Genomic DNA, 20,747 nt, shown 5'->3' with positions numbered 1-20,747 from the left:
GCCTAACGCCCCGTTCCGCCGTGGACGACAGCGGCCTCTTCGCCGCCGAGATCGAATGCCTTGTGCAACACCTGCACCGCTTCATCGAGTTCGGTGTCGCGCACCAGCACCGAGATCCGGATCTCCGAGGTGGAGATCAGGTCGATGTTGACGCCCGCGTTGGCCAGCGCCTCACAGAAGGTGGCGGTGACGCCCGGGTGCGACTTCATCCCGGCGCCGACCAGGGAAACCTTGCCGATGTGATCGTCGGAGAGGATCTCGGCGAAGCCGATCTCGGCCTGACGCTCGGTGAGCTTCTGCACCGCGCGGACCAGGTCGGTCTTGGGGCAGGTGAAGGTGATGTCGGTCTTACCCGTGTCGACCTTGGAGATGTTCTGCAGCACCATGTCGATGTTGATCTCGGCGTCGGCCACCGCGCGGAACACCTTGGCCGCGTAGCCCGGCTCGTCCGGTAGGGCGACGACGGTCACCTTGGCTTCGCTGCGGTCGTGCGCGACGCCGGTCAGGATTGCCTGCTCCACGGGAATGTCCTCCATCGATCCGAAAACAGTGGTGCCGATCTTGTCGGTGTAGGACGACCGAACATGAACGGGAACGTTGTAGCGGCGCGCGTACTCCACGCAGCGCAGCATGAGCACCTTCGAGCCACAGGCGGCCATCTCGAGCATCTCCTCGTAGGAGATGTTGTCGAGCTTCTGGGCGTCGGACACGATGCGCGGGTCGGCGGAGAAGATGCCGTCGACATCGGTGTAGATCTCGCAGACATCGGCTTTCAACGCCGCGGCCAGCGCGACGGCGGTGGTGTCGGAGCCGCCGCGGCCCAGGGTGGTGACGTCCTTGCTGTCCTGGCTCACGCCCTGGAAGCCGGCCACCAGCACGATCTGGCCCTCGGCCAGCGCCTCCTGCAGACGGCCGGGGGTCACGTCGATGATCTTGGCGTTGCCGTGCGCGCCGGTGGTGATCACGCCTGCCTGCGAACCGGTGAACGAGCGAGCCTCGGCACCGAGAGTGTGAATAGCCATGGCCACCAAGGCATTCGAGATGCGCTCGCCCGAGGTGAGTAGCATGTCCATCTCGCGAGCAGGCGGCGACGGGGCCACCTGCTCCGCGAGATCGAGCAACTCATCGGTCGTGTCGCCCATGGCAGAGCACACGACAACCACGTCGTGCCCCTGCTTCTTGGTCTCCACGATCCGTTCAGCGACGCGCCGGATCCGCTCGGCGGTAGCCACCGAGGATCCTCCGTACTTCTGAACTACGAGAGCCACAGCAGGTCCTTCACGATCGAGTGTCAGATTGGTATCAGCGACCAAGAGTACCGGGCCCCGGCCACCGGTTTTGCTGCTACCTGCCCTGCCTGTGGAAAACGACACAGGCTTGTCACCTGTGGATAACCGCCGGATTCAGCTCCGATCCAACCAGGTGACCTGCGCGCCGCTGTCGAATTCCTTGCGTCGGGTCGGCGTGAAAAGTGTCGGTTCGAAGACGCCGGTGAAGGCGGGAATGCCCTCGCCCGCGATGACCGGGTAGCTCTTGACGATCAGCTGATCGATCTCGTCGAGGAGCTGTCCCGCGAGTTTCCCGCCACCACAGAGCCAGATGTCGAGACCGTCCTGCTGCTTGAGCTCGCGTACCAGCTCGACCGGATCGCCGTCGACGATCTCGATGTTGGGGGCGTCGACCGGGCCGAGCGAGGAGGAGAAGACGTACTGCTTCATGTGGACGAACGGACTGAGGACGCCCGCGTCGTAGGCGGCCGCGTAGGTGCCGCGACCCATGAGTGTGGTGTCCCAGTTCTTGTTCGGCGTATCGACGTCGATGCCGAAATGCGGGCGGAGGTGCACCGGGATCGCCTCGGGGAATTCGCTGTTGAGCCAGTCCGAGTATTCCGGCGGGGTCGGGTAGAACTCGAATTCACCGCCGGGACCTGCGATGTAGCCGTCGAGGGAGACGCCGATGTAGTAGACAAGCTTTCGCATGGTTACCGCCTCAGTTGTTGTACTATGCTTGAAGTGGCTTAAAGGTAGTACTACAGATGGAGTGGTGTCAAGTGCGTACCAACCCCGAACGACGACAAGCTCTGCTCGACGCGGCCATCGAAGTCCTCGCCGACGAAGGCGCCCGCGGCCTCACTTTCCGTGCGGTGGACAAACAAGCGGCCGTCCCCCTGGGCACGGCCTCGAACTACTTCGCCAATCGCGACGAGCTCCTGACCCAGGCAGGGGTGCGCTTCTACGAGGTGGTGCAGCCGAGCGAGGAGACGATGGCGCTGGTCAGCGACGGCCCGAAGGACATCGACAACATCACCACGCTGATGAAAGAGGTGGTCGGACGCATCGAATCGCATCGCAAGGCCTATCTCGCGCTGCTGGAACTCCGCCTCGAGGCCACCCGCCGCCCCGAGCTACGCACGGTGCTCACCGAACGCGTCCGCGCCGACATCGATTTCAACGTGCGCAACCATCTGGCATCCGGCCTGCCGGGCGACGCGGAGTCGGTGCTACTGCTCTACCTGGCGCTCAACTGGCTCATCGTCGAACACCTCACACTGCCCGGAATCTTCACCGAGCAACAGAGCGCGGCACTGATAGAAACAGCCGTCGAGCGTGTGATACGCACCTGACCCGGTCATTTGTCCAGACCATAGACGTGTTGACGATCACTAGTACGACTGTGCACAATCGGGCGCGAAAGCTGCGGGGGTTCGGAGGATAGACACAGATGCGCTCGAAGATCGACATCCGATTCACCGTTGACGCCGAGATCGACCAAGTGATGGACGCACTATTGGCCGTTGACCTGATGTCGGAGTGGTCGACCTCGCTCAGTGATGTCCGGGTAGGCCCGCGCGATGCCGACGGCAGGCCGCGGCGGGTCTTCGCCACCGCCCACTTCATGGGAAACTCCGACGCCCAGGTGCTCGAATACACCTGGGAGCAGTACCGGTCGTCGTGGCGGGTGGTCGACAGCAGTCGCGGTTCCAAGGGCGGGGGCTGGATCGAGCTGCTCGAGACTCCCGAGGGCACCGAGGTCGACTACCACGTGGAGCTCTCGCTTCCGCTGCCCATTCCGGGCATCCTGTTCAACCGCACACTGCGCAAGCTGCACGACGAGACGGTCGCGAACTTCATCGAATTCGCCGAGCGGTATCCCGAGATCGGGGGCTACGCGGCCGGCTGATCGCGCCGTCCGCGAAACCGCCGCCGCCTGGCCGGGGGCGACGATCGACCGCGGTGACCGTCCTGCTCGTCCCTCGAATCGCGGCTCGGGGTGCGAATATTGACCCCATGATCGGAAATCGACGGGTCCGGTTCCGTCCGGTCACCGCGGACAGCTCGGTGACCCAGCTCGAATTGTTCTTCGACCTGGTGATCGTCTTCGCCTTCACGATGGTCACCGACCTGGCGGCAGACGAGACCACGGCGGCGAACATGCTGCGGGCCACGCTGGTCCTCGCCCTGATGTGGTGGCTGTGGATCGCCTACTCGTGGCTGGGCAATGTGGTGCGCGCCGACGAGGGCATCGTGCGGGTGGGCATCTTCGTCGCGATGGGCGGCGCGTTCATCGCCGCGCTCACCATTCCCGAGGCCTTCACCGATCTGCCCGGCGGCTGGTTCGGTCCGCTGGTCTTCGCCATCGCCTATCTGGTGGTGCGGCTGGTGCACGTCGCCATCTTCTGGGCGGTCAGCGCCGAGGACTCCCAGCTGCGCGGGCAATTGCTGCGCTGGGCGCTCGGTTCGATCACCATCGGCACCACGCTGCTGGTGGTCGCCGCGATGACCACCGGCCTCACCCAGATCCTGCTGTGGATCGCCGCGATCGTCGGCGACATGGCGTGGACCTTCGTCGCGGGCACCGACTGGCGGCTCAATTCGGCCAAACACTTCGCCGAACGCTACGGGCTGATCGTCATCGTGGCGCTGGGCGAATCGATCGTCTCGATCGGGATCGGGGTGGCCGGACTGCCGATCTCCTGGCCGATCGCGCTCGGCTCGATGCTCGGGCTCGCGGTCTCGGGTCTGCTGTGGTGGCTCTACTTCGACGTCGCCGCGCTCTCGATCGAACACAGTCTGGCCCATGCCAAGGGCACCGAGCAGATCAAGATCGCGCAGAACAGCTACACCTACTGGCATTTTCCGATGATCGTCGGCGTGATCGCGCTCTCGCTCGGGTTGAAGAAGGTGCTGTACTACGTGGGCGACTCCTCGCACCACAAGCTCACCGACCCGCTCTACGGCATCCCGCTCGGTGCGCTCTACGCGGGACCAGCGCTGTTCATCCTCGGCGTCGTCGTGGCGAAATACTATGCCTCGAAATCGGTGTCGATCGCCCGCGTGATCACCGTGGTCCTACTGCTGGCGCTGATCCCGGCCGCCGCGCACCTGCCCGCGCTCGCCTCGCTCGCCGTGCTGTGCACCGTGCTGGCCGCGCTGGTGATCTTCGAGACCTTGCGCTTCGCGCAGCCGCGGGACCGGATCAGGCACGCTTGATCTGACCGATGTGGTGGCGCACGCCGTGCTCGGCGGGCGTCGCCCCACGGTGCGAGGGCGGGACGTTCACCCCGGCCCGCACCGCGTCGTTGATCTGGTCGAGGTTCTCGCGCAGCATGTCGGCGACGAGTTCGTCGGTGCGCGGGTCGTCGAGCAGCTGACGCAGCATGCGGTAGACCGTGTCGGCGACGAGCCGGATGATGTCATCGTGGAACGGGAGGTAGCGCAGCTTGCCGGTCTGCGGGTCGTTCTTGATCAGGTCCATGATCAGCCGGTCGACCTCGGCGTGGTTCTCCTCCAGCGCGGCGGCGATGTTCTGGGTGTAGTGGCCCGCGCGCAGCACCTTGGAGACCTCATCGAGGATCGCGATCGTCATCGGGCGCTTGATGGCGTCGACGATCGTGCCGACGAATCGGTTGACGATCGTCGCGGTGACCCGCTCCCCCAGCGCCCGGTCGGCGACCCGGCCCAGCCGGATCAAGATCACCACGATGCGCAACAACCGGAACCCGCGGAACAGCGGGGTGGTCACCGGGATCATGCCGACGACCTCGTACCAGTAGATGAACGGGAACGACCACGGCCAGCCAGCCCGGCGCCAGCGCCACAGGAACTCGACGAGGAAGATCGCGCAGATCGACGTGTCGACGATGACGATCGCGTGGTAGGTCGGCCCGCTGACCTCGAAGAAGGTGATCCACACGACCAGCACCACCGAGATCACGGCGAGGATCAGCATGAAGATGTCGGTGCGCAGGCTGGGCGTCTTCGAGCGCACGTCCGGCAGGGCCTCGACCCGTTCGATCCCCGGTGAAGCCACTGTTGCTCCTGAATATCTGGCGGTCGGCGCCGCGTAGGTCGGCCTTGACGTTGCCCACGCTAATTGGTGGACCGGCGCCGCGAGGGGAGATGCGGACGCCGGTCGGTGGTGTGTTCAGCCGCGCAGGACGGCCTCGATATTGCGTTCGGCCAGGGCGGTGATGGTCAGCGACGGGTTGACGGTCGCGGTGCTGCCGGGGATCGCGGCGCCGTCCATCACGTAGAGGCCGGGGTGGCCGTGGACGCGACCGTAGGCGTCGGTGGCCTTGCCGAGGACCGCGCCGCCGAGCGGGTGCGCGGTGAACTGGGCGTTGGCGTCGTAACCGAGCGCGCCGTATTCGGCGACCGCGCCCGCGCGCTCGGCGATCCGGTGGTCGACCACGCGCGCCGCCGCGGCGACCGCGTGCTGCGTGGCCGGCGACCAGTTCAGGCCGACACCGCCCGTCGCGGCGTGGTAGCCGAAGCGAGCGCGGGTCGGATCGAGGACCATGCCGAGCGAGGCCAGCGCGCCGGTCTCGAACGGAATGCCGGGGATGTACCAGTTCTCCAGGGTGACCGGCACGTTGGATTCGTCGTGGATCCGGCTGGCGCTCGGCACACCTTGGCCCTGGCCCGCGATGGCGCTCGCGCCGCGGGCCAGCACCACGTCACCGTTGGTGCCGAAGCCGTCGCCGATGTGTTCGTTGAGGTTGGGCAGCGTGCCGGTGGCCTGGGCGCGGACCAGCAGCTCCGAGGTGCCGATCGAACCGGCGCCGAGGAACAGCTTGTCGCAGGTGAGGTTGCGAGTGCTCAGCACCTGGCCGCTCGGCGCGAGCTTCGACACGGCGACGACGAACCTGCCGCTCGCCTCCTGGGCGATGGCGTCGACGCGGTGGCCGGGGAACACCTGGGACTTGCCGGTCTCGCGGGCATAGCGCAGGTAGTTCTGATTGAGGTCGAACTTGGCGCCGTTGGAGTTGCCGAGATTGGAGCGGGCCGAGGTGGCCGAGGCACGCGAACTGCCCGCGAGCTCGCTGCGCAGCACATCCCAGGTGAAGATCGAATCGTTGGGCAGCGGCTGGTAGCCGGCGGCACGTACCTGCTCGTCCCAGGCGCGCGAGTGCGCGAACGGCGAGGAGTGGTAGATGTCGGCGGGCATATGGTCGAGCCGCAGCATCTGACGCACCCGCGGGTAGTAGACGCTGTCGAGCTCGCCGTAATCGACCACACCACCGAAGACCTGGTCGAAGAGCCTGCGTTCCGGCGCCACCATCGCCCCGGTGAAGATCACCGATCCGCCGCCGACAGCGGCGGCCCGCCACACATCGAGGCCGGAATATTCGGTCACATCCAGCACCCCGCCGAACGCGCTGAAACTCATCGGCACCTTGGTGACGCCGGTGAAGCTGGTGCGATGCCAGAACCCGCGGCCGTCGGGCAGATCGTCGCCGGTGAAGATCTCGCGCCACGGGTCGTTGGGCCAGTGCGAGCCACGCTCCAGCACCGTGTTGGCGATCCCGGCCTCGGCCAGGCGCAGCGCCGTGACGGCGGCGCCGAAGCCGGATCCGATGACGATGGCCTCCGTATGCGCCGGTGCGTCCGGGATCGGGGCGAAGATCTCGGGTACCCAGGACTGGAACATCGTCTCGCGCGGATCCGCCGAAGCGGGCACGCTCGTCAGCGTCGTTCCCACGGCACCGGCGACAGCCGCCAGTCCCGCCGCCTTGAAAAAGGCACGTCTGTGCACCAGGCCACCTCCCTCATCACGCATGGCCGAGGCGAAGAATACCCGCAAACACGACGAATCGCCCGCTAGCACCCACATTTGTCCCAAGTCACGACGCCCGAGGGACGCCGTGGGGAACTCAGCTGGTGAGCAGGCGCACCACTGCGATGGTTCCGACCACCACGATCACCCCGCGCAGCACATTCGGCGGTAACTTACGACCCACCTTCGCCCCCAGCTGCCCGCCGATGATCGAGCCGACCGCGATCAACGCCACCGCCTGCCAATCCACCTCGGCGACCACGATGAAGATCAGCGCCGACACCGCGTTGACGATCAGGGCCAGCACGTTCTTCACGCCGTTGAGCCGCTGGATGTCCTCGTGCACGAACACCCCGAGCAGACCGAGCAGCAGCACGCCCTGCGCCGCCCCGAAGTACCCGCCGTAGATGCCGGTGGCGAACACCGCGATCAGCAGAATCGGACCGCCGTGCTCCGGTGCCGACGATTCGCCGCCCTCCCTGCGCTTCCTCACCCACGCGGCCAGCCGCGGCTGCACCACCACCAGCACGAGCGCCGCGATGATGAGGACCGGGACGATCGCCTTGAACGCCTCCGCGGGCATCGTCAACAGCAGGATCGCGCCCGTGATGCCGCCCAGCAGCGACGCGGTGCCCAGCTGCAGCAGTCGCGACCGCTGCCCCTGCAGTTCGCGCCGATAACCGATCACCCCGCTCACCGAGCCGGGGACGAGCCCGATGGTGTTGGACACATTCGCCGTCACCGGCGGCAACCCGAACGCGAGCAGCGCGGGAAAGGTGATCAGCGTGCCCGATCCGACGATCGTATTGATGCCGCCCGCCGCGATACCCGCGGCGAAGACAGCCAGCTGTTGCAACCAAGTCATTTCGAATTCCTTTGGTACGTCTCGTCGGACGCGCAGGTCCGTACAAGCGTGCGTTATGGGGAAAACCGTACTGGTCAACCGGTGAGCGAATGGCAGCGGAGCTGATCCACTGAATTGTTCCGGGCCGCTTACAACCAGGGGTGGGCACGCGGTAAGCTCGGAGGATCATGCTGCAGCGGGCTCTTCTTCTCGGCCGCCGCGACGGGTCCTGATACGGACCGGCTCCCGTCGCGGGGTTCCAACGCGCCGGTCGACCCGCTCCCATTCAGGGAATCCATCACACCCACGGAGAAACTTGCATGTCCTCGGCTGACGCATTCGTATCCGCTTCGCGCACCATTTCGGCCCCCGGCAAACCCGCACCGGCCGACCAGCCCGCCTGGAACACCCAGAAGAACTCCTCGATGCCCGCGTTCCGGTATCGCCCCTTCGCCGAAGAGGTCGAGCCGATCACGGTGCCCGACCGCACCTGGCCGGACAAGATCATCGATCGCGCGCCCGCGTGGTGTGCCGTCGACCTGCGCGACGGCAACCAGGCCCTCATCGACCCGATGAGCCCCGCCCGTAAGCGCCGCATGTTCGACCTGCTGGTGCGGATGGGCTACAAGGAGATCGAGGTCGGTTTCCCGGCCGCGAGCCAGACCGACTTCGATTTCGTCCGCGAGATCATCGAAGACGGCGCTGTCCCCGACGACGTCACCATCCAGGTCCTCACCCAGTGCCGCGCCGAGCTGATCGAGCGCACCTTCGAGGCCTGCGCGGGCGCGCCGAACGTGATCGTGCACTTCTACAACTCCACCTCGATCCTGCAGCGCCGGGTGGTCTTCCGCGCCGACCGCGACGCGGTGAAGAAGATCGCCACCGATGCCGCGTCGCTGTGCCTGGAGATCGAGAAGCGCTACCCCGACACCGAGTGGCGCTACGAGTACAGCCCGGAGTCCTACACCGGCACCGAGCTGGACTACGCCCGTGAGGTGTGTGACGCGGTCTCCGAGATCATCGCGCCCACCCCGGCCAAGCCGCTGATCATCAACCTGCCCGCGACCGTCGAGATGGCCACCCCGAACGTGTACGCCGACTCGATCGAGTGGATGCACCGCAACCTGGCCCGACGCGACTCGATCGTGCTGTCGCTGCACCCGCACAACGACCGTGGCACCGCCGTCGCGGCCGCCGAGCTGGGCTACCAGGCCGGCGCCGACCGCATCGAAGGCTGCCTGTTCGGCAACGGTGAGCGCACCGGCAATGTCTGCCTGGTGACGCTGGGCATGAACCTGTTCTCGCGCGGCATCGACCCGCAGATCAACTTCTCCGATATCGACGAGGTCCGTCGCACGGTGGAGTACTGCAACCAGCTGGCCGTCGCCGAGCGTCACCCCTACGGCGGCGACCTGGTCTACACCGCGTTCTCCGGCAGCCACCAGGACGCCATCAACAAGGGCCTGGACGCGATGAAGGCCACCGCCGACGCGCGCGACGCCGATGTGTCCGACATCGTCTGGGAGGTTCCGTACCTGCCGATCGACCCCAAGGATGTCGGCCGCACCTACGAGGCCGTGATCCGGGTGAACTCGCAGTCCGGCAAGGGCGGCGTGGCCTACATCATGAAGACCGATCACGGGCTGGTGCTGCCGCGTCGCCTGCAGATCGAGTTCTCGCAGGCGATCCAGGCGATCACCGACGGTGAGGGCGGCGAGGTGACGCCCAAGGAGATGTGGGACGTCTTCGCCAGCGAGTACCTGAACCCGATCCTGCCGCTCGAACGGATCAAGCAGAAGGTCACCGCGGCCGAGACCGACGGTGGCGTGGACTCGATCGTGGTGACCGTCAAGGTCGAGGGCGTCGAGCAGGAGATCAGCGGTTCGGGCAACGGCCCGCTGGCCGCGTTCGTCGACGCGATCGCGACCGTCGGCTTCGACGTGCGCGTGCTCGACTACAGCGAGCACGCGATGTCCGCCGGTGACGACGCGCAGGCCGCCGCCTACGTGGAGGTCGCGATCGGCGACAAGGTCGTGTGGGGCGTCGGCATCGCCACCTCGATCACCACCGCCTCGCTGCGCGCGGTCGTCTCGGCCGTGAACCGCGCCGCGCAATAGGTTGTTCCATGGTGGCCGGGACTCCGAGTCCCGGCCACCATGCTGACCTGTGGATAGTTTTACGATCCTGTGGATAACCGCGGTCCAGCTGGTCGGCCTCGCGCCGGATATACCGGTTGAGCTGGGCGCATTCGATTCCCGTCCGCCCGTGCGTGGCAGCTGCCACCGGCGCGCGAAATTTGGCTCCGTGTTAGCGTTTTAGGGCATATTCAGCGCCGAGCTTTCCTGCTCGTTCAGCGAGCAAGTGGGGGAACTGTGACCAACAACGACCATAATCCGACCTCGCCGCCGTGGCTGCAGAGTCCGTCGGCTGACGCGTCCGAAGCTGCGTCCGGTCCCTCCGGTGTGCAGACCGCGACCGAGGACGACATCGAGCCCGCCGAAACCGCCGCCGACCCGGTCGGTGAAGTCAGCGATCCGTCGACCGGTGATCAGCCCGTCGCCGAGCCCGGCCAGGCCGGCCTCGCCGACCAAACCGTGTATCAGCCCGCGGGTTTCGCGCCGCCGGGTCAGTTCGCGCAGGGCGCTCCCTACTCGGTGCCCGATCCGTATCAGAACAGCGGCGTGCCGCCGATCAACGGCCCCGAGCAGCAGCCGTGGCCGAGCCAGCCGGGCGAGCAACCGTGGCTGCCGGGCCAGCCGGGCGCCGAACAGCCCTACCCCGGCCCGCAGGCGACCGGCGAGCAACCGCAACCGGGCCTGCCGCCGCAGTACCCCGGCGCCGAACAGCCGCCGCAGTATCCGGGCGCCGAGGGCCAGCCCTACCCCGGTCCCGAACAGCAGCAACAGTTCCCCGCGCAGGAGCAGGGGCCGCAGTCCGAGCCCATCTACAGCTGGGCTCCGCCGCCGCCGCCGATGTACCAGCAGCCGATGCAGGGCGGGATGCCGCCCGGCCAGCAGTTCCCCGGCCAGCTCGGCCAGCCGGGTCCGGCGGGTCCGCCGCCCGGCCAGCAGTGGCAGGGCGGGCCGCCCCCACAGCAGCAACCGTTCCAGCCGCAGCACATGCAGGCACCGAACCAACCGGGTCATTCGGTCAACGATCTGAACCTGCTCAAGCGGGCGCGCAAGTCACCGCGTAGCGGATGGCGCAAGGCCGTGCACAAGGTGTCCGGCGGTGTGATCAACCCCGGTGAGTCGGCGGCCGATGTCGTCTACCGCGACCTCGGCGAGCGGGTGAACCAGCCCGTGCGCGGCGATTACCGGATCGCGATCCTCTCGCTCAAGGGCGGCGTCGGCAAGACCACCACCACGGTCGGTCTCGGCTCCACCTTCGCCTCCCAGCGCGGCGACCGCGTGATCGCCATCGACGCCAACCCCGACCTGGGCACCCTCGCCCACCGGGTGCCGCGCCAGACCCGCTCGACGGTGCGCAACCTGCTCGAAGACCAGCAGATCACCCGTTACTCCGATGTTCGCGCGCACACCTCGCAGGCCCCCAGCCGACTGGAAGTGCTTGCCTCCGAACAGGATCCGGCCGTGTCGGAAGCCTTCAGCGAGGCCGACTACCGCAAGGCCATCGGCATCCTGCAGTCGTTCTACAACATCATCCTCACCGACTGCGGCACCGGACTGATGCACTCGGCGATGTCGGGCGTGCTGGATATGGCGAGCTCGCTGGTGCTGGTCACCTCCCCCGCCATCGACGGTGCGCGCAGCGCCTCGGCGACGCTGGACTGGCTCGATCACCACGGCTACAGCAAGCTGGTCGAACGCACTGTCGTCGTCGTGAACGCCTCGCGCCGTGGCGCGTCCACGGTCGACCTGGACCAGCTACGCAAGCTGTTCCTCGACCGCACCCGCGCCGTGCAGATCGTCCCGTTCGACGATCACCTGGCCGAGGGCGCCGAGATCGACCTCGAGCTGGTCAGCAAGCCGACGAGGCGGGCCCTGCTCGAACTGGCCGCGATGGTCGCCGACGACTTCAGCTACCACGGTCAGCCGCAGCAACAGCAGTATCAGCCGGGCCAGCCCTACCCGGGTCAGCAGTACCAGCCGGGCCAGTTCTGACGGAGAACGGATTCTCGGTGCGCGGATCCGTCACCGCGCGACGACTTCGCGCGCCGCGGCCTCGAACGCGTCGAGCACCGTGGCGACGGCCGGGCTGCGGTGCGCCTGCGGGCGGGTGATGATCTCGTAGATCCGGGCCGCCCGGACCCCGGCCAGCGGTAGTACCGACAGGTCGGGGTGGGCTACGGCGTACCGCGGCATCAGCGCGACACCGTAGCCGGAGGCCACGAGCGTCTCGATCACCCGGAACTCGTTGAGCCGCTGCGCGATGCGTGGCCGCACCCCGGTGACGGTGGCGATGGATTCGAGCACATCGTCGACCGGGAACCCACCGCGCACGCTCACCCAGGTCTCGTCGGCGAGTTCTTCCGGACGCACCGAAGACCGCCCGGCCAGCGGATGATTTGGCGCGACAACGACATCGATCGGCTCGCGCATCAGCACCCGCGCCGCCAGCCGCGGCGCGGACAGCGAGGGCGCGCGTTCGTCGCGATGGGTGAGCACGATGTCGTAGTCGGCCAGCAGTTTCGACGCCTCGCTCGGCGGCAGGTCCTCGTCGCCCGCCACCAGCTCGACCCCGCCGGCGGCCAGCGTGGCCAGCACGGGCGGCAGCAGCAGCGCGGCACCGGACGGGAACGACGCCACCCGCACCTGCCCGCGCGGCGAGCCCCGATAGTGGGCCATCTCCGCGGTGGCCCGCTCCATCGCGGCGAGCACGTCGTCGGCCCGCAACACCAGCGCCTGCCCCGCGTCGGTGAGCCGCACCCGCCGCCCATCCGGTTCGAGCAGCGCGACCCCGGCCTCCCTGGCCAGCACCTTCAACTGCTGCGAGACCGCCGACGGCGTCATCGACAGCACCTCGGCGACGGCGGCGACCGTGCCACGGTCGGCCAGCTCGCGCAGAATCCGCAATCGCTCGATCGAGAACATGAAGTAAAACTACGTTATCCATCCATATTTATTCGATTGTGCTGATCTTTAGCGGCCCGCACGATAAGGGCGTGACCTCCCGTGACCGCCTGCTCGGACTGACCGTCGTCGTGCTCTGGGGCCTGAACTTCCTGGCCATCCGCATCGGCCTCGACCACTTCCCGCCCTTCTTCTTCGTCGCACTGCGCTTCGCCGTGATCGCGATCCCCGTGCTGATCTTCATCCCGCGCCCCGCCGTGCGCACCCGCTGGCTGCTGCTCTACGGCACCGGCTTCGGCATCCTGCAGTTCGCTTTCCTGTTCACCGCGATGCGCACCGGGATGCCGACCGGTCTCGCGTCGCTGGTGCTGCAGTCGTCGGCGCCGTTCACGGTGGTGCTCGGCGCGGTCCTGCTGCGCGAGCGGTTGCGGCCCGTGCAGATGGCGGGCCTCGCCGTCGCCGTGCTCGGCATGGTGGTGATCGGCGCCGATCGGATGGCCCATGCCACCCTGCTGCCCGTCCTGTTGACCCTGGCAGGCGGCCTCGGCTGGGCGTTCGGCAATATCGGCGCCCGCCAGGCCGGCGCCGATTCCCCCGGCTACAACCCGATGCACCTGACGCTGTGGATGTCGGTGGTCCCGGTGCTGCCGATGCTGGCGCTGTCGATGGTTGTCGAGGGCCCTGGAACCGGTTTCCGCGCGATCGGCACCGCGTTCTCCGCCGACGGCCTGCCCGCGTTGGCCGCGCTCACCTACATCGCCGTCCTCGCCACCGTCTGCGGATCCGGCCTGTGGACCTACCTGATGAGCCGCTACCCCGCGGGGACGGTCGCGCCGTTGTCGCTGCTCGTGCCGGTGGTCGGCATCGCGGCCGCCTGGGCGGTTCTCGACGAGCAGCCGTCGGTGGCCGCGCTGGTCGGCGGGGCGATCGTGATCGCGGGGGCCTTCGCGGCCACTACCGGCCGGGGGCTCACGAAGGTAGCGTCGCCCGCCCCCACTCCCGAATTCGCCCGAGCCTGAACCCGAATTCGACCCACGATCACTCGGGCTCTGGCTAGCATGTGACCGGTCGCCGATGCGGTTGTCGTGCGACCGGTCGGTTTCGAGCTCGCGAACGACGCACAGGTCGATACAGCCAGGTCTTCGCCGCGCTCTAGAGTGATAGCAAATCCCAGGCAATACTCGAGCAAGGCAGCTGAACAGCGTATGGCGGAACAGCGGTGGTCCGTTTCGCGGAGGAACCTACTTCGCGGCACGGTCGCAGCGGGGGTGATATCGGCGGGGGCCGTAGCGGGAGCGCCGGGATTCGCCGCGCCGCCCGGTCGACGGGTCGCCGTCCTCGGCGGCGGTGTCGCCGGGCTGACCGCCGCCCACGAATTGGCCGAGCGCGGGTTCGAGGTCACCGTGTACGAGGCGCGCGCGCTGGGCGGCAAGGCGCGCAGCATGGGCGTGCCCGGCACCGGCCGCGACGGCAGACCCGATCTGCCCGGCGAGCACGGGTTCCGCTTCTTCCCCGGCTTCTATCAGAACCTGCCCGACACGATGCGCCGAATTCCGTTCGCCGGCAATGCCGACGGCGTGTGGAACAACCTCGTCTCGGTGCCGGAGGCCAGGTTCTCGCGTCGCGACGGCGACGACATCCTGCTCGCCCTGCCCGACGGCATCACCGCCGCGCAGGCCACCCCGGATTCGATCAGGGAAACGCTGGCCGCCACCATCGCCACGACCGCCAGGATGTCGGCGGCGGAGGGCATGTTCTTCGCCAACCGGCTGATGGTGTTCAACACCAGCTGCGATGCCCGCCGGTTCGGGCAGTGGGAGCACACCTCCTGGTACGACTTCGTGCGCGGGCACGAGCGCTCGCACGAGTTCCGCGCGGTCGTGTCCAGATCGCTCACCTCCATCATGGTCGCCGCCAAGGAGAACCTGGCCAGTACCCGCACCATCGGCAGCATGGGCGAACAGTTCCTCGGCAATCCGCTCGGCCTCGGCAACGACGGCGGCCTCGACCGCGTGCTCGACAACGCGACCAACACCGCCTGGATCGACCCGTGGGTACGCCGCCTACGCGACCTCGGCGTTCGGTTCGAACTCGGCGCGCGGGTGAGCGAACTCGAGGTACACGACCGACGAATCCGCGCTGCTCGCATCACCGATGCCACGGGGGCGCGCACTGTCGAGGCCGACTATTTCGTGGTGGCGCTGCCGGTGGAACAGGCCAGAAAATTGTGGTCGTCGCAAGTGCTCGCCGTGGCGCCCGAGCTCGCCGTGACGGATCGGCTCTTCGTCGACTGGATGAACGGAATGCAGATCTATTTCCGTGCGCCACTGCGTATTTCGCGCGGACACACGGCCTATGTGGATTCGCCGTGGTCACTCACTTCGATCAGCCAGAACCAGCTGTGGACCGACAAACTCCCGTCCTTCGGCGACGGGTCGGTGGCCGATTGTCTTTCCGTCGATATCTCCGATTGGAATTCGCCCGGAATGCTCTACGGCAAACCCGCCGTCGAATGCACCCACGAGGAGATCTTCCGCGAAGTCTGGGAGCAGCTGAGTAGCCATCTCAACGATCGCGAACAACTGCTCCGCCCCGCCGACGTGCATTCCTGGTTTCTCGATCCGGGAATCACCTGGCAGGGCAGTCGCAACGCGAATGCCGACCCCTTGCTCATCAATACCGCGGGCTCGTGGGATGCCCGGCCGGAGCCGCACGGATCGATCGAGAACCTTTTCCTCGCCGGTGATTACGTGCGCACCGACATCGACCTGGCGACCATGGAGGGCGCCAACGAGTCGGCCCGCGCCGCGGTGAACGCGCTGCTCGACGTGGCGGGCTCATCGGCGCAGCGCTGCCGCATTTTCCGCCTGCGCCGCACCCCCGAACTCGAGCCGCTGCGGCTCCTCGACATCGACCGCTACGCCAAGGGTCTGCCCAACCTTTTCGACGACCCGGCCTGACCCGGACGCAGCTCACACCGCTCCCGCACGCGCGCCCGGACGGTACGCACATAGACTCGCGGCGTGGCAGACATCTCGGTGCGTGGGCGATTGGCCTTGCGAGCAGCGGCGGCAGCGTCGTGGGCGTCGCAGAAGGCCGGTCGCGGCAAGGGTTCGATGATCGGCGGCCTGATCGCGTTGAAGATCGATCCGTCGATCATGACGCAGCTCGGACGCGGTCGGCGAACAGTGCTGATCACCGGTACGAACGGCAAGTCGACCACCACCAGGATGACGACGGCCGCGCTTGGCACGCTCGGCGATGTCGCCACCCAGGCCGACGGCGCGAATATGGACGCGGGCATCGTGGCCGCGCTCAGCCTGCACCCCGGAGTGGCGCTGGCCGCGATCGAGGTCGACGAGCTGCACCTGCCGCACGTGAGCGACGCGCTCGACCCCGCCGCCGTGGTGCTGCTCAATCTCAGCCGCGACCAGCTCGACCGGGTCGGCGAGATCAACATGATCGAGCGCAAGCTGCGCGCCGGGCTCTTGCGGCATCCGAACGCGGTCGTCATCGCCAACTGTGACGACGTGCTGGTGGCCTCCATCGCCTACGACCACCCGAATGTGGTGTGGGTGTCGGCGGGCAGCGGCTGGGCCGTCGACGCCACGAGTTGTCCGCGCAGCGGCGAGCCGATCGTCTGGGAGGGCGAGAACTGGCGCTCGACCGGCGCCGATTTCCACCGCCCGCAACCGGTGTGGTGGCTCGAGGGCGAAGACCTGTGCGGCCCCGACGGCTTCCGCGCTCCGCTGCATCTGGCCCTGCCCGGTCGCGCGAATCGCGGCAATGCGGCCCAGGCCGTGGCCGCCGCGGTCGCGATGGGCGCCGAGCCCGCGAAGGCGACCGATGCCACCGGCACCGTGCGCGAGATCGCGGGCCGCTACCGCACGGTCACCGTCGGCGAACACGATGCCCGGCTGCTGCTGGCCAAGAACCCCGCGGGCTGGCAGGAAGCGCTGTCGATGATCGAGCCGACCTCGGCCGGTCTGGTGATCGCGGTGAACGGTCAGGTGCCCGACGGCGAGGACCTGTCGTGGCTGTGGGACGTGCGGTTCGAGCACTTCGAAGGCGTGCAGGTGGTCGCCTCGGGCGAGCGCGCCACCGACCTCGCGGTGCGCCTGACCTATGCCGGCGTCGAACACACGCTCATTCCGGATCCGGTGCGCGCCATCGCGTCCTGTCCCGCCGGGCACGTCGAGGTGCTGGCCAACTACACCGCGTTCCGCGATCTCAACCGTGACCTGGAGGCCCGCAAGTGAGCGAGTCAACCATTCGTATCGGCCTCGTCCTGCCCGACGTGATGGGCACCTACGGCGACGGCGGCAATGCGCTGGTCCTGCGCCAACGCCTGCGCATGCGCGGCTACGACGCGGAGATCATCGACATCACCCTCGCCGATCCCGTTCCCGACTCCTTCGACATCTACACCCTCGGCGGCGCCGAGGACTCCGCCCAGCGGCTGGCCACCCGCCATCTCCAGAAGTACCCCGGCCTCCAGCAGGCCGCCGCCAAGGGCGCTCCGGTCCTGGCCATCTGCGCCGCCATCCAGGTGCTCGGCAACTGGTACGAGACCTCGGCGGGCGAAAAGGTCGACGGCGTGAGCCTTTTCGACGTCACCACCTCCCCCCAGAAGATTCGCGCCATCGGCGAAGTGACCACCACTCCCCTCGTTCCCGGGCTGGCGGCACCCCTCACCGGGTTCGAAAACCACCGGGGCGGAACGACTCTGGGTGCCGACGCCACCCCGCTCGCCCGCGTCACCCGTGGGGTCGGCAACGGTGTCGGTGACGGCACCGAGGGCGTGGTCCAGGGTTCGGTCTTCGGCACCTACCTGCACGGCCCCGCGCTGGCCCGCAACCCCGAGCTGGCCGACCTCCTCATCGCCATGGCCCTCGGCATCCCGGCCGCCGAGCTGGCCCCCCTCGACCTCCCCGAGGTGGACCGACTCCGCAAGGAGCGCCTGCGCGCCTGACCGCCGAGCCGACTTTCGCTCAGCGCGACTTTTAACCTCCCTGGACGGCTAGCTGCGCCGATAGCGTCTCCCCTCGCAGTGCTCGGCGCATCCGCCGCGGCACCGGAGGTGAGGAGCGCTGGGTGACCGCAGTGGTGTCGACCGTGGACGCCGACGAGGCGGCCGGTCCGAAACCCACCTCTGCGAAGACGCCGCGGCGGGGTGGTTCGGCGCTGGCCGCGGTGGTGGCCCTCAGCGGCGTGCTGGTCGCGTGGACAGTGGTGACGGCGGCCGGGTTGGTCGACCCGCTGTATCTGCCCTCGCCGCGCGCGGTCTGGGATGCCTTCGTACGGGCCAATTCCACGCATCGGATCGCCGACGGCGTCGACCGGTTCGTTGTCGGTGAGCAGAACTACTACCTCTGGGAACACCTGCTGGCCAGTCTGCAGCGGATCGCGATCGGGGTGGGTGCGGCGATCATCGTCGGGCCGCTGGTCGGGTTCGTGATGGGCATGGTCGCGCCGGTGCGGTGGGTCACCGAGCCGATCCTGAATTTTCTGCGCGCCCTGCCGCCGCTGGGTTACATCGGTCTGCTCATCGTGTGGTTCGGCATCGGCGACACCGCCAAGATCTGGCTGCTGTTCCTCGCCGCGTTCCCGCCGATCGTCATCGCGACGCTCGACGGCGTACTCGGCGTCAAACAGGACTACCTCAACGCGGCGCGCTCACTGGGCGCCGGTCGCGCGCAGGTCATTTCACTCGTCGTACTGCCCGCGACCCTGCCCGATGTGATCAGCGGCATCCGCATCGCGACGGCTTTCGCCTGGACCACGGTCGTCGCCGCCGAACTCAACAACGGCATCCCCGGTATCGGCGGACTCGCGTATATCGCGGGCACGCAACTGAATACGCCGCTCACCATCGCCTGCATCATCGTGATCGGCGTGGCGGCGATGCTGCTGGACGCGGTGATCGTGTTCATCGGCGCCCGAGCTGTTCCATGGAAAGGCAAAGTATGAAAACCGCACTGCGCAGGGTCGTCGCGACCTCGGCCGCGCTCTCCGCCGTTGTCGCTGTCACCGCGGGCTGCGTGGAATCGGGGCGTGCGGACACCGGCGCCGCCGCGAGCTGCCCGTTCGCCGCCGATCCGGGCGTGACCAGCACCGTTCGCCTCGGCTTCCAAGCCATCCCCAACGGCGATCTGGTGGTGAAGGACCGCAACCTGCTGCAGGCGTGCCTGCCGAACGCGAAGATCACCTGGAGCCAGTTCTCCTCCGGCGCCGATGTGGTGCAGGCCTTCGGCGCGGGCGGACTCGACATCGGCACGCTCGGTTCGAGCCCGGCGACCAAGGCACTGTCGGCGCCGCTGAACCTGCCCGTGCAGGTGGTGTGGATCCACGATGTGATCGGCACCTCGGAATCGCTTGTCGTGCGCGACAAGTCGATCACCACGCTGGCCGGGCTGGCAGGCAAGAAGGTGGCCACGCCCTTCGGCTCCACCTCGCACTACAGCTTGCTCGCCGCACTGGACAAGGCCGGACTCACCGGCAAGGTGGAGCTGATCAACCTCGCTCCGGACGCGATTCCCGGTGCGTGGCAGGGTAATCAGATCGACGCGGCCTGGGTCTGGGACCCGACGCTGTCCAAGCTCACCGCGGCGGGCGGCACCGTGCTCACCAGCAGTGCCGAGACCGCGGCGGGCGGTGCGCCGACCTTCGACGTCGCCATCGCCGACAAGAAGTTCCTCGCCGACAATGCCGCGTTCGTGAAGACCTGGGCCAAGGTGCAGGACTACGCCGTCGGTCAGCTGAAGAATCAGCAGGCCGAGGCCGCGGTGTCGATCGGCGCGCAGCTCGGTATCGCCCCCGACAAGGTCGTTCCGCAGCTGGCGGGCTACCAGTACCTGCCCGCCGCCGAGCAGGCAGGCGCGAAGTACCTGGGCGGCGGCTTCAGCGCGGACCTCGCCGGTACCGCGCGATTCCTGTTGAGCCAGGGCGGCATCGCCGCGGTCGGCACCGATCAGCAGTACCGCGACGGCATCTCCGCCACCGCCGCGGCGGGCGCGGGCTCGTGACCGCGGGGCCGGTGGCCGCCGACGCCGAGCGGGTGACGTTGACCGGGGTGAGCAAGAGCTACCCCGGTCCCGACGGCGATGTCGTGGTGCTCGCGCCGACCGACCTCACCATCGAACCCGGCGAATTCGTCTGCGTCATCGGCCCTTCCGGATGCGGCAAGTCCACCCTGCTGAACATCCTCGCCGGATTCCTCCCACCCACCTCGGGTGCGGTGCGGGTCGGCGATCGGGTGGTCGACGGGCCCGATCCCGACCGCGGCGTGGTCTTCCAGCAGGCGAATCTCTACCCCTGGCTCTCGGTCCGCGGCAATGTCGAGTTCGGTCCCAGAGTCCGTGGGGTGTCGAAGCAGACGCGGCGGGCCGAGGCGCAGCGACTGCTGGAGCTGGTCGGACTCGACCAGCTCGGCGACCGCAAGCCCTACGAGCTCTCCGGCGGCCAGCAGCAGCGCGCGCAGATCGCCCGCGTACTGATCAACGATCCCGGCATCGTGCTCATGGACGAGCCCTTCGGCGCCCTCGACGCGTTGACCAGGGAACGACTCCAGCGCGAGCTGCTCACCCTGTGGCGCGATCGCCGCAAGACGGTGCTGTTCGTCACCCACGGCATCGAGGAAGCGATTCTGCTCGGCACCCGAATCCTGGTGATGGGCACCGAGCCCGGCCGGATCGTGCACGACGTCACGCCCACCTTCGAGGCGGGCGCCGACTTCGCTACGATCCGTGCCGACCCCGAGTTCAGTGCCCTCCGAGACGAATTGGCCCGCCACATCTACGCGGCGCACGCCTGAC

18 protein-coding genes are annotated in these 20,747 nt (G+C 67.8%); 12 read left to right on the top strand and 6 right to left on the bottom strand.

Annotated features, from left to right (window positions below; genetic code table 11):
* Positions 1-2: 2 nt before the first annotated feature.
* Positions 3-1,268 carry an aspartate kinase gene (locus QX204_RS33700; protein ID WP_301904500.1) on the bottom strand — a complete coding sequence of 422 codons (1,266 nt, stop codon included), beginning with the start codon at positions 1,266-1,268 and terminating at the stop codon, positions 3-5.
* 135 nt (positions 1,269-1,403) lie between these two features.
* Positions 1,404-1,979 carry a dihydrofolate reductase family protein gene (locus tag QX204_RS33695; protein WP_301904499.1) on the bottom strand — a complete coding sequence of 192 codons (576 nt, stop codon included), beginning with the start codon at positions 1,977-1,979 and terminating at the stop codon, positions 1,404-1,406.
* Positions 1,980-2,050: 71 nt separating this feature from the next.
* Here QX204_RS33695 and QX204_RS33690 point away from each other — a divergent pair, with 71 nt between their 5' ends.
* The 3 genes from QX204_RS33690 to QX204_RS33680 all read left to right on the top strand — a co-directional run bounded on the left by QX204_RS33690 (position 2,051) and on the right by QX204_RS33680 (position 4,490).
* Positions 2,051-2,623: a TetR/AcrR family transcriptional regulator gene (locus QX204_RS33690; RefSeq protein WP_301904498.1), complete on the top strand. Its 573-nt coding sequence runs from the start codon at positions 2,051-2,053 to the stop codon at positions 2,621-2,623.
* A gap of 98 nt (positions 2,624-2,721) precedes the next feature.
* Positions 2,722-3,180 carry an SRPBCC family protein gene (locus tag QX204_RS33685; RefSeq protein ID WP_301904496.1) on the top strand — a complete coding sequence of 153 codons (459 nt, stop codon included), beginning with the start codon at positions 2,722-2,724 and terminating at the stop codon, positions 3,178-3,180.
* A gap of 107 nt (positions 3,181-3,287) precedes the next feature.
* Complete coding sequence (locus QX204_RS33680) at positions 3,288-4,490, top strand: low temperature requirement protein A (protein ID WP_301904495.1); 1,203 nt, start codon at positions 3,288-3,290, stop codon at positions 4,488-4,490.
* Here the strand turns inward: QX204_RS33680 and QX204_RS33675 are convergent.
* The 3 genes from QX204_RS33675 to QX204_RS33665 all read right to left on the bottom strand — a co-directional run bounded on the left by QX204_RS33675 (position 4,477) and on the right by QX204_RS33665 (position 7,921).
* Positions 4,477-5,310, bottom strand: coding sequence for an ion transporter (locus QX204_RS33675; protein WP_301904494.1), 834 nt, complete (start codon positions 5,308-5,310; stop codon positions 4,477-4,479). The genes QX204_RS33680 and QX204_RS33675 overlap by 14 nt on opposite strands.
* A 114-nt stretch (positions 5,311-5,424) precedes the next feature.
* Positions 5,425-7,035 (bottom strand): GMC oxidoreductase, encoded by a 1,611-nt coding sequence (locus QX204_RS33670; protein WP_301904492.1) that lies wholly within the window; start codon positions 7,033-7,035, stop codon positions 5,425-5,427.
* Between the two features lie 118 nt (positions 7,036-7,153).
* Entirely contained in the window at positions 7,154-7,921 is a 768-nt protein-coding gene (locus QX204_RS33665) for a sulfite exporter TauE/SafE family protein (protein WP_301904491.1), read from the bottom strand.
* 299 nt (positions 7,922-8,220) lie between these two features.
* On the opposite strand from QX204_RS33665, the gene leuA reads away from it, so the two are divergent.
* Together leuA and QX204_RS33655 are read left to right on the top strand one after the other, a co-directional pair.
* A complete protein-coding gene (gene leuA / locus QX204_RS33660; RefSeq protein WP_301904490.1) occupies positions 8,221-10,017 on the top strand; it encodes a 2-isopropylmalate synthase in 1,797 nt (598 codons plus the stop codon).
* A 345-nt stretch (positions 10,018-10,362) separates the two neighbouring features.
* A complete protein-coding gene (locus QX204_RS33655) occupies positions 10,363-12,024 on the top strand; it encodes a MinD/ParA family ATP-binding protein (RefSeq protein ID WP_301908204.1) in 1,662 nt (553 codons plus the stop codon).
* Between the two features lie 30 nt (positions 12,025-12,054).
* On the opposite strand, the gene QX204_RS33650 is transcribed toward QX204_RS33655, so the two are convergent.
* Positions 12,055-12,954, bottom strand: a complete 900-nt coding sequence (locus tag QX204_RS33650) for a LysR family transcriptional regulator (RefSeq protein ID WP_301904489.1) — start codon at positions 12,952-12,954, stop codon at positions 12,055-12,057.
* Positions 12,955-13,025: 71 nt separating this feature from the next.
* Between QX204_RS33650 and QX204_RS33645 the strand changes: the two genes are divergently transcribed.
* From QX204_RS33645 to QX204_RS33615, 7 genes are all read left to right on the top strand, one after another.
* Positions 13,026-13,952 (top strand): EamA family transporter, encoded by a 927-nt coding sequence (locus QX204_RS33645; RefSeq protein ID WP_301904488.1) that lies wholly within the window; start codon positions 13,026-13,028, stop codon positions 13,950-13,952.
* Positions 13,953-14,138: 186 nt separating this feature from the next.
* A complete protein-coding gene (locus QX204_RS33640; RefSeq protein ID WP_301904486.1) occupies positions 14,139-15,893 on the top strand; it encodes a hydroxysqualene dehydroxylase in 1,755 nt (584 codons plus the stop codon).
* A gap of 63 nt (positions 15,894-15,956) precedes the next feature.
* Entirely contained in the window at positions 15,957-17,192 is a 1,236-nt protein-coding gene (locus QX204_RS33635) for a MurT ligase domain-containing protein (protein ID WP_301904485.1), read from the top strand.
* Positions 17,189-17,905: a type 1 glutamine amidotransferase gene (locus QX204_RS33630; protein WP_301904484.1), complete on the top strand. Its 717-nt coding sequence runs from the start codon at positions 17,189-17,191 to the stop codon at positions 17,903-17,905. The genes QX204_RS33635 and QX204_RS33630 overlap by 4 nt, the downstream gene beginning before the upstream one ends.
* Before the next feature lie 212 nt (positions 17,906-18,117).
* Positions 18,118-18,903 carry an ABC transporter permease gene (locus tag QX204_RS33625; protein ID WP_301908203.1) on the top strand — a complete coding sequence of 262 codons (786 nt, stop codon included), beginning with the start codon at positions 18,118-18,120 and terminating at the stop codon, positions 18,901-18,903.
* On the top strand, positions 18,900-19,958 hold the full coding sequence (locus tag QX204_RS33620; protein WP_301904483.1) for a taurine ABC transporter substrate-binding protein: 1,059 nt from the start codon (positions 18,900-18,902) through the stop codon (positions 19,956-19,958). The genes QX204_RS33625 and QX204_RS33620 overlap by 4 nt, the downstream gene beginning before the upstream one ends.
* The gene (locus QX204_RS33615; protein ID WP_301904482.1) at positions 19,955-20,746 is read left to right on the top strand and encodes an ABC transporter ATP-binding protein; all 792 of its coding nucleotides are present in this window, start codon (positions 19,955-19,957) and stop codon (positions 20,744-20,746) included. The genes QX204_RS33620 and QX204_RS33615 overlap by 4 nt, the downstream gene beginning before the upstream one ends.
* The last annotated feature ends 1 nt before the right edge of the window (position 20,747 follow it).

Origin of the sequence: Nocardia sp. PE-7, from assembly GCF_030486425.1 — a bacterium.
GTDB lineage: Bacteria > Actinomycetota > Actinomycetes > Mycobacteriales > Mycobacteriaceae > Nocardia > Nocardia salmonicida_A.
Note: the sequence above shows the minus strand (reverse complement) of the source record. Positions and strands in the feature narration are given on the sequence as shown.

Bases quoted from the DNA above. Each gene is read 5' to 3' on its own strand.
- QX204_RS33620 (WP_301904483.1), top strand. From the start codon at position 18,900: ATGAAAACCGCACTGCGCAGGGTCGTCGCGACCTCGGCCGCGCTCTCC.
- QX204_RS33680 (WP_301904495.1), top strand. From the start codon at position 3,288: ATGATCGGAAATCGACGGGTCCGGTTCCGTCCGGTCACCGCGGACAGC.
- QX204_RS33650 (WP_301904489.1), bottom strand. From the start codon at position 12,954: ATGTTCTCGATCGAGCGATTGCGGATTCTGCGCGAGCTGGCCGACCGT.
- leuA (WP_301904490.1), top strand. From the start codon at position 8,221: ATGTCCTCGGCTGACGCATTCGTATCCGCTTCGCGCACCATTTCGGCC.
- QX204_RS33685 (WP_301904496.1), top strand. From the start codon at position 2,722: ATGCGCTCGAAGATCGACATCCGATTCACCGTTGACGCCGAGATCGAC.
- QX204_RS33695 (WP_301904499.1), bottom strand. From the start codon at position 1,979: ATGCGAAAGCTTGTCTACTACATCGGCGTCTCCCTCGACGGCTACATC.
- QX204_RS33640 (WP_301904486.1), top strand. From the start codon at position 14,139: ATGGCGGAACAGCGGTGGTCCGTTTCGCGGAGGAACCTACTTCGCGGC.
- QX204_RS33665 (WP_301904491.1), bottom strand. From the start codon at position 7,921: ATGACTTGGTTGCAACAGCTGGCTGTCTTCGCCGCGGGTATCGCGGCG.